This is a genomic window from [Mycobacterium] fortunisiensis (genome assembly GCF_019050325.1).
GTDB lineage: Bacteria > Actinomycetota > Actinomycetes > Mycobacteriales > Mycobacteriaceae > Mycobacterium > Mycobacterium fortunisiensis.
Genome location: NZ_VOMB01000010.1, coordinates 26,336 through 41,082, shown reverse-complemented (window position 1 = coordinate 41,082; position 14,747 = coordinate 26,336). Strand labels below are relative to the sequence as shown.

The 14,747-nt window shown below is 67.0% G+C and carries 15 protein-coding genes and 1 pseudogene; 4 read left to right on the top strand and 12 right to left on the bottom strand.

The features are described 5' to 3' along the window. Positions 1-113: 113 nt before the first annotated feature. Positions 114-1,736 carry a peptide chain release factor 3 gene (locus FR943_RS06860; RefSeq protein WP_217155613.1) on the top strand — a complete coding sequence of 541 codons (1,623 nt, stop codon included), beginning with the start codon at positions 114-116 and terminating at the stop codon, positions 1,734-1,736. A gap of 9 nt (positions 1,737-1,745) precedes the next feature. Here the strand turns inward: FR943_RS06860 and FR943_RS06855 are convergent, their stop codons facing one another. The 10 genes and pseudogenes from FR943_RS06855 to FR943_RS06810 form a co-directional block, all read right to left on the bottom strand. Next, positions 1,746-2,447, bottom strand: coding sequence for an LpqN/LpqT family lipoprotein (locus tag FR943_RS06855; RefSeq protein WP_217155612.1), 702 nt, complete (start codon positions 2,445-2,447; stop codon positions 1,746-1,748). 81 nt (positions 2,448-2,528) lie between these two features. Beyond that, positions 2,529-2,921, bottom strand: a complete 393-nt coding sequence (locus tag FR943_RS06850) for a type II toxin-antitoxin system VapC family toxin (RefSeq protein ID WP_217155611.1) — start codon at positions 2,919-2,921, stop codon at positions 2,529-2,531. After that, the gene (locus tag FR943_RS06845) at positions 2,918-3,160 is read right to left on the bottom strand and encodes a type II toxin-antitoxin system VapB family antitoxin (RefSeq protein WP_217155610.1); all 243 of its coding nucleotides are present in this window, start codon (positions 3,158-3,160) and stop codon (positions 2,918-2,920) included. The genes FR943_RS06850 and FR943_RS06845 overlap by 4 nt, the downstream gene beginning before the upstream one ends. A gap of 40 nt (positions 3,161-3,200) precedes the next feature. Further along, on the bottom strand, positions 3,201-4,274 hold the full coding sequence (gene cax, locus FR943_RS06840) for a calcium/proton exchanger (protein ID WP_217155609.1): 1,074 nt from the start codon (positions 4,272-4,274) through the stop codon (positions 3,201-3,203). A gap of 185 nt (positions 4,275-4,459) precedes the next feature. Next, positions 4,460-6,790 (bottom strand): esterase-like activity of phytase family protein, encoded by a 2,331-nt coding sequence (locus tag FR943_RS06835; RefSeq protein ID WP_217155608.1) that lies wholly within the window; start codon positions 6,788-6,790, stop codon positions 4,460-4,462. 101 nt (positions 6,791-6,891) lie between these two features. Then, a pseudogene (locus FR943_RS06830) lies at positions 6,892-7,077 on the bottom strand (alpha/beta hydrolase); the annotation flags it as partial. Positions 7,078-7,090: 13 nt separating this feature from the next. Further along, on the bottom strand, positions 7,091-7,498 hold the full coding sequence (locus tag FR943_RS06825) for a hypothetical protein (RefSeq protein ID WP_246584897.1): 408 nt from the start codon (positions 7,496-7,498) through the stop codon (positions 7,091-7,093). Between the two features lie 7 nt (positions 7,499-7,505). Further along, on the bottom strand, positions 7,506-7,868 hold the full coding sequence (locus FR943_RS06820; RefSeq protein ID WP_217155607.1) for a hypothetical protein: 363 nt from the start codon (positions 7,866-7,868) through the stop codon (positions 7,506-7,508). Between the two features lie 5 nt (positions 7,869-7,873). Next, entirely contained in the window at positions 7,874-10,306 is a 2,433-nt protein-coding gene (locus tag FR943_RS06815) for an AAA family ATPase (RefSeq protein ID WP_217155606.1), read from the bottom strand. A 54-nt stretch (positions 10,307-10,360) separates the two neighbouring features. After that, entirely contained in the window at positions 10,361-11,008 is a 648-nt protein-coding gene (locus FR943_RS06810) for a DUF2510 domain-containing protein (RefSeq protein ID WP_217155605.1), read from the bottom strand. A 324-nt stretch (positions 11,009-11,332) separates the two neighbouring features. On the opposite strand from FR943_RS06810, the gene FR943_RS06805 reads away from it, so the two are divergent. The 3 genes from FR943_RS06805 to FR943_RS06795 all read left to right on the top strand — a co-directional run bounded on the left by FR943_RS06805 (position 11,333) and on the right by FR943_RS06795 (position 12,823). Beyond that, positions 11,333-11,575: a hypothetical protein gene (locus tag FR943_RS06805; RefSeq protein WP_217155604.1), complete on the top strand. Its 243-nt coding sequence runs from the start codon at positions 11,333-11,335 to the stop codon at positions 11,573-11,575. 178 nt (positions 11,576-11,753) lie between these two features. Beyond that, positions 11,754-12,293: a hypothetical protein gene (locus FR943_RS06800; protein WP_217155603.1), complete on the top strand. Its 540-nt coding sequence runs from the start codon at positions 11,754-11,756 to the stop codon at positions 12,291-12,293. Further along, complete coding sequence (locus FR943_RS06795) at positions 12,290-12,823, top strand: hypothetical protein (protein WP_217155602.1); 534 nt, start codon at positions 12,290-12,292, stop codon at positions 12,821-12,823. The genes FR943_RS06800 and FR943_RS06795 overlap by 4 nt, the downstream gene beginning before the upstream one ends. A gap of 167 nt (positions 12,824-12,990) precedes the next feature. Here FR943_RS06795 and FR943_RS06790 read toward each other — a convergent pair whose 3' ends face one another. Together FR943_RS06790 and FR943_RS06785 are read right to left on the bottom strand one after the other, a co-directional pair. After that, positions 12,991-13,953 carry a mechanosensitive ion channel family protein gene (locus FR943_RS06790; RefSeq protein ID WP_217155601.1) on the bottom strand — a complete coding sequence of 321 codons (963 nt, stop codon included), beginning with the start codon at positions 13,951-13,953 and terminating at the stop codon, positions 12,991-12,993. A gap of 123 nt (positions 13,954-14,076) precedes the next feature. Next, positions 14,077-14,715, bottom strand: coding sequence for an NUDIX hydrolase (locus FR943_RS06785; RefSeq protein WP_217155600.1), 639 nt, complete (start codon positions 14,713-14,715; stop codon positions 14,077-14,079). Positions 14,716-14,747 lie beyond the last annotated feature (32 nt).

Sequence of the window (14,747 nt, the reverse complement as noted above, 5' to 3'; positions counted from 1 at the left end):
GCGCCTCTCCGGATGTGGGCGAGTCGTGACGGTCCCGTTGCCGGGCGGGCACCAGCGCGCAAACCCACCGATTACTGGTTTGCCCCCGAACGGCCATACCATCTCTAGTCGAGATGACCGAGAACGCCCTGGACACCGCCCCCGCCAACACCCCGCAAGCTGCCAAGATCGCCGCCGAGGCCGCTCGTCGCCGCACCTTCGCCGTCATCAGCCACCCGGACGCCGGTAAATCCACGCTGACCGAGGCGCTGGCGCTGCATGCCCGGGTGATCACCGAGGCCGGCGCGATCCACGGCAAGGCGGGCCGGCGCTCCACGGTGTCGGACTGGATGGAGATGGAGAAGGCCCGCGGCATCTCCATCACCTCGACCGCATTGCAGTTCCCCTACCGCGACTGCGTCATCAACCTGCTCGACACCCCGGGACACGCGGATTTCTCCGAGGACACCTACCGGGTGCTGACGGCCGTGGACGCCGCGGTGATGCTCATCGACGCCGCGAAAGGCCTTGAGCCCCAAACCCTCAAGCTGTTCCAGGTGTGTAAGCACCGGGGCATCCCGATCATCACGGTGATCAACAAGTGGGACCGCCCAGGCCGGCACGCGCTGGAGCTGATGGACGAGATCCATGACCGGATCGGGTTGCGCACCACTCCCCTGACCTGGCCGGTGGGTATCGCCGGGGATTTCAAGGGCGTGATGGATCGCCGGGCCGAGAAGTTCATCCGGTTCACCCGCACCGCCGGTGGCGCCACCGCGGCCCCCGAGGAGCACATCGCCGCGGCCGACGCGCACGCCGCCGCGGGTGAGGACTGGGATACCGCGGTCGAGGAATCCGAGCTGCTGAGCGCCGACGGGTCCGACTACGACCGGGAAACGTTCCTGGCCGGCGAGTCCTCACCGGTGCTGTTCACCTCGGCCGCGCTGAACTTCGGCGTCAACCAATTGCTCGACGTGCTGGTCGAGCTGGCCCCGTCGCCGAGCGGGTCACTCGATGTCGACGGCAATCGCCGGACCGTCGACTCCCCGTTCAGTGCGTTCGTGTTCAAGGTGCAGGCCGGGATGGACAGCTCGCATCGCGACCGGATCGCCTACGCCCGGGTGGTCTCGGGCACCTTCGAGCGCGGCGACGTGCTCACCCATGCCGCCACCGGCAAGCCGTTCGTCACGAAGTACGCGCAGTCGGTGTTCGGTCAGCAGCGCTCCACCCTCGATGACGCCTGGCCCGGCGATGTGATCGGCCTGGCCAACGCCGCGGCGTTGCGTCCTGGTGACACGCTCTACCGCGACATCCCGGTGGTGTACCCGCCGATCCCGAGCTTCTCCCCCGAGCACTTCGCGGTGGCCCGCGGCACCGATCCGAGCAAGCACAAGCAGTTCCGCAAGGGCATCGAGCAGCTCGAGCAGGAGGGCGTCGTGCAGGTGCTGCGCTCCGATAAGCGGGGCGACCAGGCCCCGGTGTTCGCTGCCGTCGGGCCCATGCAGTTCGAGGTGGCCGCGCACCGGATGGCCACCGAGCTCAGCGCGCCGATCGCACTGGAGAACTTGCCCTATCAGGTCGCGCGGGTCGTCCGGCCCGAGGACGCCGACTTCGTGAATCGGCAGGTGTCCTGCGAGGTGCTGACCCGCACCGACGGGGTCATGCTGGTGTTGTTCTCCACACCGTGGCGGCTGGAGGGTTTCCAGCGCGACAACCCCGACATCAAGCTCGGGTCGTTGGTGGCCGCGGAGGGGTAGTTCACACCGTCACGGCGCACCGCTTTGAGGTGGCAGCACCTGGAATCCATCCAGGAGAGCCTTGGCGTCGTGCTGGTAGGTCGGATTGTCCGGGTCAGTTGTCTGCACGGTCGCGGTGACCAAGTACTGGTGGCCGCCGACGACGGTGGGCACCGACAACACGGTCAACACGCGACCATGCGCCCCGGGGCCGGTCGGATCAGCGGTGAACTTGATGGTCTCGGCCGGCAGCCCGCAGACCGTCGCCGACTCGGATGTGAGGTTCTTCGCCCCCGCCAACTTCACCAGATTCGCGTGTTGTTGGGTGAAAATGGTCTGCACATCAGCCTTGGGGGCGTCCTCCAGCGTGACCACGATATTGGGGGCGAACTGATTGGCCACGAGGTCGGTGTTCACGAGGACGAATCGGACCATTTCGCTGTCGAGTTTGGTGGTGCGGTTCCATCCTTCCGTTTCGGGTACCCGCAGTTGCGGCTCCCCGGCGCCACGTGACGGTATATCGAGCAACGGCCCGTCGAAGTGCGTGCAGGCGTTCGGATCTCCCATGGCATCACCCACTGGAGCGGTGGGTGTCCTCGCGGGGCTCGGCACGTGGTCTTTGATGATGTCCTCGAGCGACACGGGCTTCTCGCTGCCGCTGCACGCCGACAGCGACACGACGGCTACGAGCAACGCAGCGGCGCTGCGCACAGATCGATGTGCCAGCTGCATGATCACTTCTTTCCCCCTACCGGTCTTCCTGGAACCTTAACGGCCGGCTACCCGTGTCCATGACGGGAAATGCTCCTGCGGTCAGAGGGCTGATTGGACGCCGGTATGGCCAAAATCGTCGCCCTTCCATAGCAGCGGCTCTCGAAGATCCTCCGCCAACGCATACGCGAGACAATCGCCGAAATTCAGTCCAGCAGGATGGCCGCTGCCCTTGCCGAAGTCCAGGTAGGCCGCACGTGCCAGTCGGGCCTGCCGCTCGGTCACCGGTTCGATCACAACATCGGCTTCCTCGATCAGCTCGTCAAGGCTTCTGCTGATGATCGGGTTGCGCTGGGAGTCGGCAACGATCCCACATTCGAGATAACTTGCGGCGGAAAGTCTTCGCGTGCCGGCCGACGCGATGGCAGCGGCGTAGAGCGCGGCGTCATCTTCTGCTTTGAGGATGGCAATGATCGCCGAGGTATCGATGATCACACCGGCAGCCCATTCTCGTCGTACAGGTCGGCGTGGTCGAACTGTTTGGTTTCCGGGCTCATCCGGTTGGCCGCCTTGTCGCCGATGGCGAGCAATCGGGTCGCGAGATCATCTTGCCGCAGCCGGGCCAGGCGTTCGTTGACTGCCGTCGCCACCGCCTGCGCTTGCGACTCGCCGGTGATCTGCGCGATCTGCTTGACCGCATCGTGTACCGAGGTGTCCTTGATGTTGAGCGCCATGGTGGTACCTTTCTACCCTTTGCATGGTACCTAGCACGCGTCAGCCCCACCAGAACGACGCGGCGACGATGCAGTACAACGCGATCAGCGCCGCGCCCTCTAGCCAGGTGGACTCGCCGTCGAAGGCGATGATCGCGGCCAGCACCACCGCGACCAGCAGCGCGACGATGAGCATCGGCCCGAACACCAGGGTCAGTGCAGCCAGCCCGAAGAAATGGCTGACCAGCACCAGTACCGGGGCCAGCACCAGGGCGATCTGGATCGGGCTGTTCAGGATCAGCGAAAAGGCGTACTCAGCCTGATTGCGGGCCGCCATCTGCACCCCGACGACGTTTTCGACCGCGTTGCCGGCGATCGCCACGATCACCAGACCGGCGAAGGCCTGGGAGATGTGCAGCGATTCCATCGCCGGTTCCAGAGCGGCGACGAACCAGTCCGAGACGAATGCGGCCGAGGCTCCGGCGACGGCCAGCATGCCGATGGCCAAGCCGACCGGCCAGCGCGGTGGCTCTTTGTGCGGCTGCGGGGCAGCGTGACCGGTCTTCTCGCGCCGCAACGAATACGGCAGGCTCAGCGCGAACAGCACCAGCAGCACCACCGACACGATCATCGAGAACGACACTTCGTGCTCGGAGGCCGGGGCGTGCACCTCGTGCGCGATGGACGGAATCGCCATGGCGGTCACCGAGAGCACCATCAGCACCAGGATGGTCCGGACCTGGGCCGAGCCGAGTTTCTGCGGCCCGTGCCGCAGCCCGCCGACGAGGAATGCCAGGCCCAGCACCAGCAGCAGGTTGGCCAGGATGGAACCGATCAGCGCGGCCCGCACCACATCGACCAGCCCGGCCTTGAGCGCGAAGATGCAGATGAACAACTCCGGCAGGTTGCCGAGCGCGGACTGCAGCACCCCGGTGGCCCCGGGGCCGAACCGGTCCCCGAGTTGGTCGACGGCCAGGCCGACGAGGGAGGCCAGCACGGTGACTGCCAGTGCGCTGACGGCGAAGCCGACGAGATGCGGCCAGCCGCCGTAGTGCGACAGCCCCGCCACCACACAGATTGCCAGGCCACCGAAGATCAGTAGCTTGTCGGACCGGATCAGCACCGCCGTCCTCATGCGCGTCATCATGACACGCGGGCCGGTACGTTCACCCTGAAACTCAGATCGATGTCACCCGCGTCCTGAAATCAGGACCCAGCGGCGGCATCGTGCTCCACCCGCTGTGACGAATGTGCAGCCTTTCCAGATATTTTCGACGTTTCGTCAGGAAAGACTGCACGTTCGACACAGGTCACCGCCCACTACACCGTCGACGCCTCAGCGACCGGGCCGAGGTTGAACAGCACCGTCTCCCCGTTGGCGTCCTCGAGGCCGTCGTTGTCGGTGACGACGTACAGGTTTTGGTTGCCGGCGACCGCGACGCCTTCGACCTTCTCCTGCACATAGCCGTTGGTGGCCCGCAGATCCGGCAGCAGATTGCGGACCAACGTCTTCGGCAGCACGCGCGGGGGCTGGGTGGATGCCGTCACGCCCGCGCCGTCGGGGATGGCCACCCGGTACAGCGCTTTCACCCGGGCGTCGGGTCCGTTGAGTTTGTCGCGTTCCAGCACCAGCAATTCGCCGTTGTGCACGGTGATCTCGGACAGCCCGATCCAGTCGTCCGCGGCGGTCGTGGTTTCCAGCTGATAGCCGAACCATTCCCACCTGTCACCGTCAGGGGTGTAGCGCCCGAGGCGGGCTACGCCTTTGGGGTCGGTTTTGAGCTCGCGCTGCAGCGCCACCCAGACCACATCGCCGTGGACGGCAACGCCTTCGAGTCCTTGGCTGCCGAGCTGTGCCGCAATGTCTTTGGGCAGCGGCACCCGCTTCTCGATCTTCCCCGCTGCGTCGACGTAGACGAGTTGATTGCCGGGACCGTCCTCGCCTTCGACTGCCAGCACGAAGCCGCCGTCGGGGCGGGCGGACAATCCCTCGATGTCGAGGGTGACGGGCTTACCGTCTTTGGTGATCGGCAATTCGGTGTCGATCAGGGCCGGTTCCTGCGCCACGTCGACGCCGAGGACGCGGGCCGGGCCGTAGGCGAGGTCGGTGGCGGTGTAGAGCCGGTCGTCGTTGCGCGGGTCGGCAGACAACGCGCCGAGCGCGCCCCACCCGATCGGTGCGCCGTCGAGGTCGCCGGAGACGATCGAGGGAAAGCTCGGTTTTCCTGTGCCGGCGAAGGTTTCGCCGTGGCCGTAGAGCGTGACCGAGGCCCGCACTCGCGCCTCGGCGTCGTCGGCCTCCGAGGAGATGGCCAGCAGGTTGCGCGACGGGATCGCCAAGATGCCCTCGGGGCCGGGGGTGGTCGGCAGGATCTGCCGGAACTTGGGCGCCTTGGGGTCGCTGACGTCGTAGACGGCGACGAAGTTGCTGCGCTCCGAGGCGATCAGGGCGACGGGTGTGCCGCCGAGCTCGGTGATCGCCAAGCCCTCCGGTTCGGGACCTTTGGCCTCGGCGCGGCTTTCGATGTGCAGGCCGGTGCGCACCGCGAGTTGTTCGAATGAGGTGCCGGCGTCCCACACCACGTCACCGGTGGCGGCGTCGAAGATGGTCCAGCCGCGGGTGCCGCCCTTCCAGTCGCCCTCGTTGGCGGTGGCGAGGTGGTCGTCACCGATCCAGCCGATGGCATCCGGTTCGCGCGGGGTGTCGGTGATCGAGCCGGTCTGGTCGATCACGTCGTCCTCTTTGGTGTCGATGCCGTCGACGGATTCGCTTCCGGCGCTGAAGATTTTCTGCACCTGGCCGGAGTGGCCGTCGATGACGGCGATGCCGTTGTTCTCCTGCAGGGTCACCGCGACCTGGCCGCGGGAGTTGACGCTGACGTATTCCGGTTCGAGGTCTTCGGGGGTGTCCAGGCCGGCGGCACGGGCGGCGTCGACGTCGAAGTCGACCCGGCGCGGCGTCCAGGTGTTCGGAGTGCCTGCGAGGCCGATCAATTGGATGAATCCGGTGGGCGGCTGCGGCAGGTCGCCTTCGGATTTGTCGGTCGGGGTGAACTCCTCGTCGCGCTGATTTTCCATCGCGATCGCGGCGAAGGCGCCGTCGGGACTGATCGCGATCGAGTCGGGCTGGCCGGCCAGATCGATGCTGTGTACCCGGGTCCGGTCGGCGGTGCTGACGACGTCGAGCCGTCCGGAGGGGTGCGCGAAGTCGCCGCCGGTGGTGTCGACGACGACGAGGACGAATTCGCCGACCGCGGCGACCGAGGTGGGCTGATCGTCCTGGTGTCCCAGTTCGGCCAGCGAAAGTGTGCCGACACCAACCGGTTTGGCGGGGTCACCGATGTCGAGGAAGCCGATGCGTTTGGCGGCGGCATCGGTGTAGATGAGGGTGTTGCCGTCGGGGGTGACGGTGGAGATCTCGGCGACGGTCTCCGTCTCGGCCGGTTCTTCGGCCGCTCGGTTCAGATATACCGGGTAGGTGGCGGTGCGGTGGTAGCTCTGGTCGGCCGGCAGATTCCACTCGATCGGTGAGGTCGCTTTCAGGGCGGTGTCGGTGGGCCGCTCGTCTTCGGTGGACTCGGTGCTGCAGCCCGCCAGGATCAGCGTTCCGACAGTGGCCGCGACCGCTGCGCGCACTCTGCTCGAACTCATCCGTCACCCTCTTCAGTTGTGCCGACGCGTCGCCCGAGAGCTTGGCGTGACCGGGTGAGCAGGCGGGGGCGCGCGGGTAAACAGCGGGCGACGTCGCGGCGTTATTCGAGGGTTTCCCAGAACGCCGACAGTGCCGCGCCCCGCTGCGGGTCCTGGACCATCCACCAGTGGCCCAGCCCGTCCAGCTCCACGGTGTCAGCGCCCGCGCGGGCCGCTGCTCGCCCGCGGGTGTCGTTCGCCCCGATGTAGGGGTCCTCGGTGGCCAGCAGCGACAGACCGGGGCGCGCCAGGTCCGGGCGATTACAGAGGCGCGGACAGCGGGCCGAGCAGCTGGCACTGCGGGGCGATCTCGGCGATGCCCATCCACCCGCCGCAGCCCCGGCCGGTCGACACGTACGTCGCTCCGGGTTCGAACGGCGCCAGCACCTGGGCCGGTTGGGTTCCACGGCCCTGATTGCATTGCACGGGTGAGGCGTTGTCCTGACGCTGCACGCAGGCGACGCTGAAGCGGGGATCGGCCGGCGCGCCGCAGGCGCTCGGGGTGACCGTCACGCTGACCATGGCGGCGCCGTCGACGTGCACGACCGCCGGTGGCGACAGGGTGAACGCGCAGGGCGGGGCGGGGTCGGCATGCGCGGTCGCCGCGGGGACACTGGCGAGCCCCGCGATCACCACCCCTGACAACAGCGCCGACATGGCCCGAGCCATGGTCGAATCATAGTTCTTTTCCGGCGCCACCGGCCGGAATCAGCGATGCGACCACCCCACACAGGTACTCGATCTCCGCGGTGGACGGCTGCATCTCGAATGCGTGCACATGGCAGGCGACGCTGAGCCGGTTCCAGGCGAGCGCAGCCCGGTCGGCGGCCTCCGCGGTGTCCAGGGATTTGAGCACCACCAGCTTGCTGCGCGCATTCGCCCACGTCGCCTGGGCATCGAGGGCCGTGCAGCGCTGATCGATGATCTCCTCCAACGCCTGGCGGGCGAGAAACGCCGCCACCCGGGACGACAAGCCCTCGGCCGCACCGGGTGCGCGCAGCACGCGCTGCGCCTGTCCGAGCAGGTTCGTGGCGTTCACCTCGTTCACCGCAAAGCCAGGACTTCGCGCACAGTCTTCTCCAGATCCCGGGCATCGTGGATGGACACCGGCTGTGCGTCCCCGTGTGCCCCGGCGTTGCAGATCCGCAGGGCCCGTTTACGTTCGGGCTTGAGCCACGGGGTCAGATCCGTCGCGGCGTTGCCGTGGACGGCCAGGGCCAGCCGGCTGGATGTCTTCTTGGCCGACAACCACCTGTCTTCGCATTCCGTCAGCGCGTCGCCGGCCAGCGCCGCCTTGGCATAGAAGGCCTGTTTGGCGGCGGCTTCCAGCGCCATCCGGAACAGCGCCGGCGCGGCTCGACCTTTGATGTCCGCGGGCATCCGGTCGTCTTTGAGCAAGGCGAAGATGTCACCGACATGTCGCAGGGCGGGATTGACGTTGTCGCGCACGGTGACTCGTGAACCGGTCTCGCGGACCACCTCGATCAGTCGGGCGTCGACGCCGGTGTCGCGGATCACCGAGGCCAGCCGGTCGTCGTGGGAGAAGACGATCACCTGGTGGGTCTTCGCGATCCCGCTCAGCACCTGGACGAAGCCGTCGATCTTCGACGGGTCCATGGCTTGGATCGGGTCGTCGAGGACGACGAACCGGAACGGGCTCTTGGGCGAGGTGGCCCGCGGCAGGAACAACGCCAGCGCCAGGGCATGCAGCTCGCCCTGACTCATCACCGACAGCGCCTTGGTGGGCCTGCCGTCCACCGCGCCTTCCAGCACCACCTTGCGTCGGGTGGCGGTGCCTTCCAGGGAGATCTCGACGAGGTCGACGTTGCTTTCCTGCCGGAGTTGATGCCAGATGTGACGGGCTTGCGCGGCAATGGGTTTGAGCCGCCGATTGCGGAAGGCAGCGGCGTGCTCGTTAACCCATTTCTTGGCCGCGGCCACGGCTTTGAGTTCGTCGTCGTCCGCCCGGGCTTGTTCTTCCAGGCCGACCCAGCCGCCGAGTTGCGCGGCGACGGGCGCCCACGCGCTTTCTCGACGGTCCAGTTCGTCGGCTGCCTGTGCACGCAGCGTGTCGGCGGCGGCGATCACCTCGGTCAGCGTCGTCTCGGCGTGGGCCGACAGCGCGTCGTCGCCGACGGGGATCGTGCGGGCAGCGGCCACGGCGGCGTTGTAGGCCGGGCACGCCGGAAGTTCGACGCCCGGCACCTCGGCTACCACGGAAAGCTCCTGGATCATCGCGGTCAGCCCGGACCGTGCCGTTTTGAGTTGCTGTGCGGTGGCGCGGTATTCGTCCAGAAGATCTTCGCTGCTGGTGATGCTGTCCTGCGCGGTGGCCACCCAGGCGGCGTCCAGCCGGCCCTGCGCACACACCGGGCAGTCGGTGTCGCCGGCCGTGTCGTGGAAGCGCAGCGCGGTGCGTAGCAGCTCGACGCGTTGGCTGGTGAGGTCGATCGCGGCGGTCGCGGTGTCGGCGGCGGCTTTGATCGCCGTGCGCAGGTGGCGGGTGGCGTCCGCCACGGCATCCAGCGTCGGTGTCGGGAGCTCGGCCAGCACCCGCAAAGCCGGGACGACGTCGGATTGCGCCTCCCCTGATCCGGTGGCCAGGGCGCGCACCTCGTCGAGCGGCACCGGGCGCTTGCGCAGGAGTTTGGCGGCCCGCGCGGCACGTTCGTCGGTGTGCTCACTCAGGGCCTTCTGCACCCGTCTACGTTCGGCGTCGGCAGTGTCGTCGGCGGCCTTGATCGCTTTGTGGCGTGCGGTGAGGATCTTCTCGGTGTCGGCGAGCGCGTCGAGGCCGAGCAGTTTGGCCAGCGCGTCGTACAGCGCCGAGGGCCCGCCGTCGAACAGCCGGCCGAGCTCTTCATACGACAGCAGCGGACGGTGCAGTTCCAGGGCGCGTGACCAGCCGAGGTCACCGGTGCCGTCGACGCGCTTGCCGCCGCCGGTCTGGGTCCAGGTGGTGCAGTGCTCCAGTGTCGCGCCGTCGTTCCACTGCACCCCGACGGTGAACGGGCCGGCGGCCTCGCGGGTGAACCCCACCTGGATCTCGCACGGGTCGGGGTGGTGCAGGTTCTGCCAGGCCTCCGACCACAGGCTCTCTTTCTTGTTGAACCAGCGGTAGCTCGTGCCGGTGAGCGTGAGCTCCAGCGCTTCGGCGAAGCTGGATTTTCCCGAGCCGTTGCGGCCGCTGACCACCATCAAGCCCGGCGCCGGGTAGAGGTCCAGGCGTGCGGCCGGGCCGACGCCCCGGAATCCGCAGACTTCGATCGAGGCGAGAAACGTTGCGGTGGGCTGATTTTGCTTATCCTCAGCAGACTCCCCGACGCCTCCGGCCACCTCGGCCAGCGCACCCAGGACGACATCCTTGGCGGCGTCGGATAGTGCGGCGTCGCTTCCGAGCAGTTCCAAGATCACGTCGTGAACAGACTGTTCAGCACTCGCGGCAGCCTCGGCCCCCGCCTCATCCTCTTGCGGCATGCAACGATTTAACAATGTGCGCCCGACAAATTTGTCGGGACCGTCAGAGTCATCCTATGGCGCCGGCGGGTACCGACCATGTGTTCCGCGCGGATCGCCCTCCTGATACAGCCGGTCCTCATAGTCGGCGCGGTCGGCGAGCATGTCGCGGTCAAACTGGTCGCGGCGCTGCTGCTCGTCGCGCTGCTGGGCGGACTTGAGCACATAGACACCGATACCGGCGATCACCCCGATCACCGCCAAAACCGCAATCAGCCAAGGGTGTTCAGCGATCACACCGAGGGCGAACAGCCCGCCGAGCACCGCGGCCACCACCAACGCCGGCCGGCGGTTGGACGTCTTGGCCATGACGCCCGCACCGGACACGGCCACCGCGGAGGACGAGCCGCCGCTGAACAGCGCGACCAGAATCCAGACCGGCAGCCAGGCGCCGCAGGTCAGCAACGTCAGGACGAGATGCAGGGCGTGGTTGGTGCCGCCGCCGGTGGCCACTGCGACCGCGACTGCCGGCGGCGGTGCGGGTACCGGTGGCGGCGTGGGTGCCGGTGGCGGCGTGGGTGCCGGTGGCGGCGTGGGTGCCGGTGGCGGCGTGGGGGTGAAGTATTGGGTCCACCGCCGACCGTCGTGGTAGCGCTGGCCGGGCCGGCCCTCGGGGTCCGGGTACCAGCCGGGCTGCGGGGTGGGGTTTCTCTGGATTGCCATTGGTCGGTCCTCTCGTCAGCGGTGACACCGCGCTCACGCGAGCCGATCAGAATGACACCGGGCACCGACAAATGCGGGCCGCACCCGACTCGGGCCCGCGGCTGGGTGATGTCCCGCGCCGGACACTGTGACGAATGTGCAGGTTTTCCGGCCGAATACGTGAATCCGCCACCAAATCCTGCACGTTCGTCACAGCGTCCCGCATCGGCGTACCGACAACCCCCGCCCCGGAGCACGTACGGCCTGTCGGAGCGCCAGGAGTCGATCGCCATCGTCGAAACACCGTACGGAACAAGCGCACCGTTCGGGCAGACGGCTCACCTGGTGGCGGCCACCACCGAGAATGATCCGCTGTACCGCGCAATCGAGACGCCGCTCAAAGGCCCGGAGATCAGCCAGGCCGACCGGGACCAGCCCACATACCACACCACTATTGGCGGCGGGGCTCGCCGAAACATCTGCACGACTGGACCGATTACACCGCGTGCGTGGACTGTCGATTCTCAAAAAGCGGGTCCTTTTCTCAAAACGGACTGTCATCCGTATGTCATTTTGGAATCGGCGTGAGACACGTCGACTTGCGGCAGCCAACACCACCTCGTCCCTCGGGGCCGCCGTTCAGCGCGGGATGGCTGACGTACCATTCCGGCATAATTCCTGGGCGAAAACTTCGCGGGGCCCGGCGGCTCGACGCCGGTCGACAAGGCCGGCGCAGTGGTTCCACCGGAGTGAGGGGATGCGATTGATGGACGACGTTCGTGGCGAGCGGCTGGGACGGCGTAGGCCAACCATGCCGCCGCACGACTACTTCGAGAGCGTTCCCGACTACAGCGACACTCTTCCCGACTACAGAAGGCTAGCCTGCGAAAAAGGACTGGAGATTGCCGCCAATCGGCCGGCGTTGGCGCTCAACGGCCGGGCGTTCTGGAAGCTCACCGACGCCGACAGTGGAGCACTCGCCTGGCTCGCATTCACCCGGCCAGATGCGCGGTCGGCACTGGCCCGGCGCAAGGTGTGGACATTGATCCCGTACCTGCAGGAATTCATGGCGAACTGGTTCGTGAGCGTCGACCACGAGCTCACCGATCAGAGCCAGTGGATTCACACAAACATCGACGTTTATGAGGCACGCGAGCTGGCGCTGCTGGTGCCGCAGCCGCTTGCCGAGGACATAAAGCGGATCACCAGGCCCGAAGCGGTGCTGACCCTCGACGACATCGACCGGCACAAAGTGACGACCGTACTGGGCAAGGGAACTGCTCAAGCGATGAAGGCTCGGCGATGACCCGCCTGAACAAACAGGAATTCCAGGCCTGGGCGTACCACGACCTACTCACGAACACGACCCGTGGAGTGCTGGCTGAGTACATCGTGGCCAAAGCACTCGGCATTGGCGACACGAAGCGCCTCGAATGGGACAAGCACGACCTCGACATCGACGGTGTCGGGGTGGAAGTGAAATCGGCTGCCTACGTGCAAACGTGGGAGCAAACCCGGTCTTCAGTGATCGAGTTCGGCATCGGCCCGGCAAAGGGGTGGGACGCCCGCACCAACACCTATGCGGCCAGTGCGGGGCGAAGCGCCGACGTGTACGTCTTCTGTCTGCTCGAGGGTGAGGACCGCGAGCATATCGATCCGCTCGAGGTAGCGCAATGGAAGTTCTACGTGCTGCCGACGAGTGTTCTCAACCGAAAAGTTCCGACGCAGAAGAGGATTCGGCTCGGACCGCTGATCGCGCTCGGTCCGGAGCAGTGTACCTACGACGACCTCAAAGCCGCTATTGATGCGGCAGCAGCGGTCAATCGTGGCAGCTGATGAACTCCTCGTGGAGTTGCCGATTGCCATGGCTGTCACCGGTCCGCGCCGTGGTATGTCGGCGACCGGAACCTTCAACGGCACCGTGTTCGCCCTGCCTTCGGCGGCGGACGGGGTTCCACCTCCGTTGACAGGTGGTCGGGCGGAAACGGGATCCGCCCGGGCAATTACGCCTCGGAACCGTCCCGGCCGCCGACGACGGCGTGAATACGTCCCTGCGGGTAGGGCAGGTCGATCCCGTTTTCGTCGTAGGCGCGCAGGATCTCCCGACGTAGCCGACGCTGCACGGACCACTGCGCGTTCGGCCGCGTCTTGACCGTCATCCGCAACGTGAGCTGGTCGGCCGACAGCGACTGCACGCCGAGCATCTCCGGCTCACCGAGAATTTTGCCGGCCATCGACGGGTCGGCGATCACATCGCGGGCGGCGTCGACGGCCACTTTCTCGGCGCGGTCCACATCGGCGGTCAGCGCGACGGGCACCTCGACCCGGGCCACGGCGTAGTCCTGGCTCATGTTGCCCACCCGGGCGATCTCGCCGTTGCGCACGTACCAGAGGGTGCCGTCGATGTCGCGGACGGTGGTGATCCGCAGTCCGACGCTCTGCACCTCGCCGGTCACCTCGCCGAGGTCGACGGTGTCGCCGACGCCGTACTGGTCCTCCAGCAACATGAAGACCCCGCTGACGAAATCGCGCACCAGGTTCTGCGCACCGAAGCCGATCGCCAGGCCGACGACGCCGGCCGACGCGATGAACGGCGCGATGTTCACGCCGAGCACGCTGAGAATGGCCAGCACCATCCAGACCAGCAGCACGATCGACACCGTGGATTTCAGGACCGAGCCGATGGTCTGGGCGCGCTGCTGGCGCCGTTCGGCGGCGCGCGCACTGTTCGTCGCCGAGGCCCGGTCCCGCAAATAGCGCAGCAGCGGCGGCTTCTTTGCTTGCCCTTCCAGTTCTCCGCTACTGGGTTTTCTCGCCCTGCCGGTGGTGGCACGGTCGATCATGCGGTGCAGCAAAAACCGCACGATTAACACGATGACGATGTACGCAACCACCCTGATGGGAACCTCGATGAGCCAATGTCGATTGGTATCTGTCCATTCAAAAGCCTGGTTGTAGACATCCACGTTTTCGACCGTACGACAGCCCTGACGCACGCGTCGAATGAGCGGAGCGGCTCACGTTTCTCGCAGCGGCAAACTGCTTGCTCAGCCGTCGAATTGGGCCGAGAACTCCTCACGAGACTCACGTCACACTCGGCGGAACAGTTCGGCGGGACGTCCCCGGCCGCGGCCGGCGAGCGCGCCGGTGGCCTTCAGCTGAGCTTCCATCGCCCGCCGGAAGGTGTCGCGTTGCAGGTCGCGCCCGGCGACCGCCTCGTGGACCAGCCGCAGCTCCCGCAAGGTGAACTCGCCGGCGAGCAGACGGTCAGGGTCCGGCGCCGCTTCGTATCGGGCGCGTACGTCGGCGACGGCCAACTCGATGATGGCGGCGTGGTCGTAGACGAGGCGTCCGGGCGTATCGACGGGAACCAACCGGGTGGTGCCGGCAAACCGGGTCGACAACCGCTCGGCGGGGACGACGGCCACATGCGCCACCGAGAGCACCCAGCCCCGGTCGTCGCGGCCCAGTGCGTCGAACACGTGGAGCTGGCGGGGGTCGAGCCCGTGAATATCGGCCTTGTCGGCCAGTGAGCGCTGCACGGCGTCGGCGAGGATCTCCCCCTGATGCAGGAATGTGCCCGGCAATGCCCAACCCCGAGCGTTGGGGCGGCGTACCTGCAGCACCGCCAGCCCGGCGTCGGGGTCGACCGTCAGCACCGCGGTGTCGACCGCGACGGATGGTCGCGGGTAGTCCTGCAGGCTCTTGCGGCCAGCGCCCTGCTTCATGTCAGTGCCTCAGCGTACGGTGATCCGACAAT

Bases quoted from the DNA above. Each gene is read 5' to 3' on its own strand.
- FR943_RS06825 (WP_246584897.1), bottom strand. From the start codon at position 7,498: ATGGCTCGGGCCATGTCGGCGCTGTTGTCAGGGGTGGTGATCGCGGGG.
- FR943_RS06855 (WP_217155612.1), bottom strand. From the start codon at position 2,447: ATGCAGCTGGCACATCGATCTGTGCGCAGCGCCGCTGCGTTGCTCGTA.
- FR943_RS06785 (WP_217155600.1), bottom strand. From the start codon at position 14,715: ATGAAGCAGGGCGCTGGCCGCAAGAGCCTGCAGGACTACCCGCGACCA.
- FR943_RS06810 (WP_217155605.1), bottom strand. From the start codon at position 11,008: ATGGCAATCCAGAGAAACCCCACCCCGCAGCCCGGCTGGTACCCGGAC.
- FR943_RS06795 (WP_217155602.1), top strand. From the start codon at position 12,290: ATGACCCGCCTGAACAAACAGGAATTCCAGGCCTGGGCGTACCACGAC.
- FR943_RS06845 (WP_217155610.1), bottom strand. From the start codon at position 3,160: ATGGCGCTCAACATCAAGGACACCTCGGTACACGATGCGGTCAAGCAG.
- FR943_RS06835 (WP_217155608.1), bottom strand. From the start codon at position 6,790: ATGAGTTCGAGCAGAGTGCGCGCAGCGGTCGCGGCCACTGTCGGAACG.
- cax (WP_217155609.1), bottom strand. From the start codon at position 4,274: ATGAGGACGGCGGTGCTGATCCGGTCCGACAAGCTACTGATCTTCGGT.
- FR943_RS06815 (WP_217155606.1), bottom strand. From the start codon at position 10,306: ATGCCGCAAGAGGATGAGGCGGGGGCCGAGGCTGCCGCGAGTGCTGAA.
- FR943_RS06800 (WP_217155603.1), top strand. From the start codon at position 11,754: ATGGACGACGTTCGTGGCGAGCGGCTGGGACGGCGTAGGCCAACCATG.
- FR943_RS06860 (WP_217155613.1), top strand. From the start codon at position 114: ATGACCGAGAACGCCCTGGACACCGCCCCCGCCAACACCCCGCAAGCT.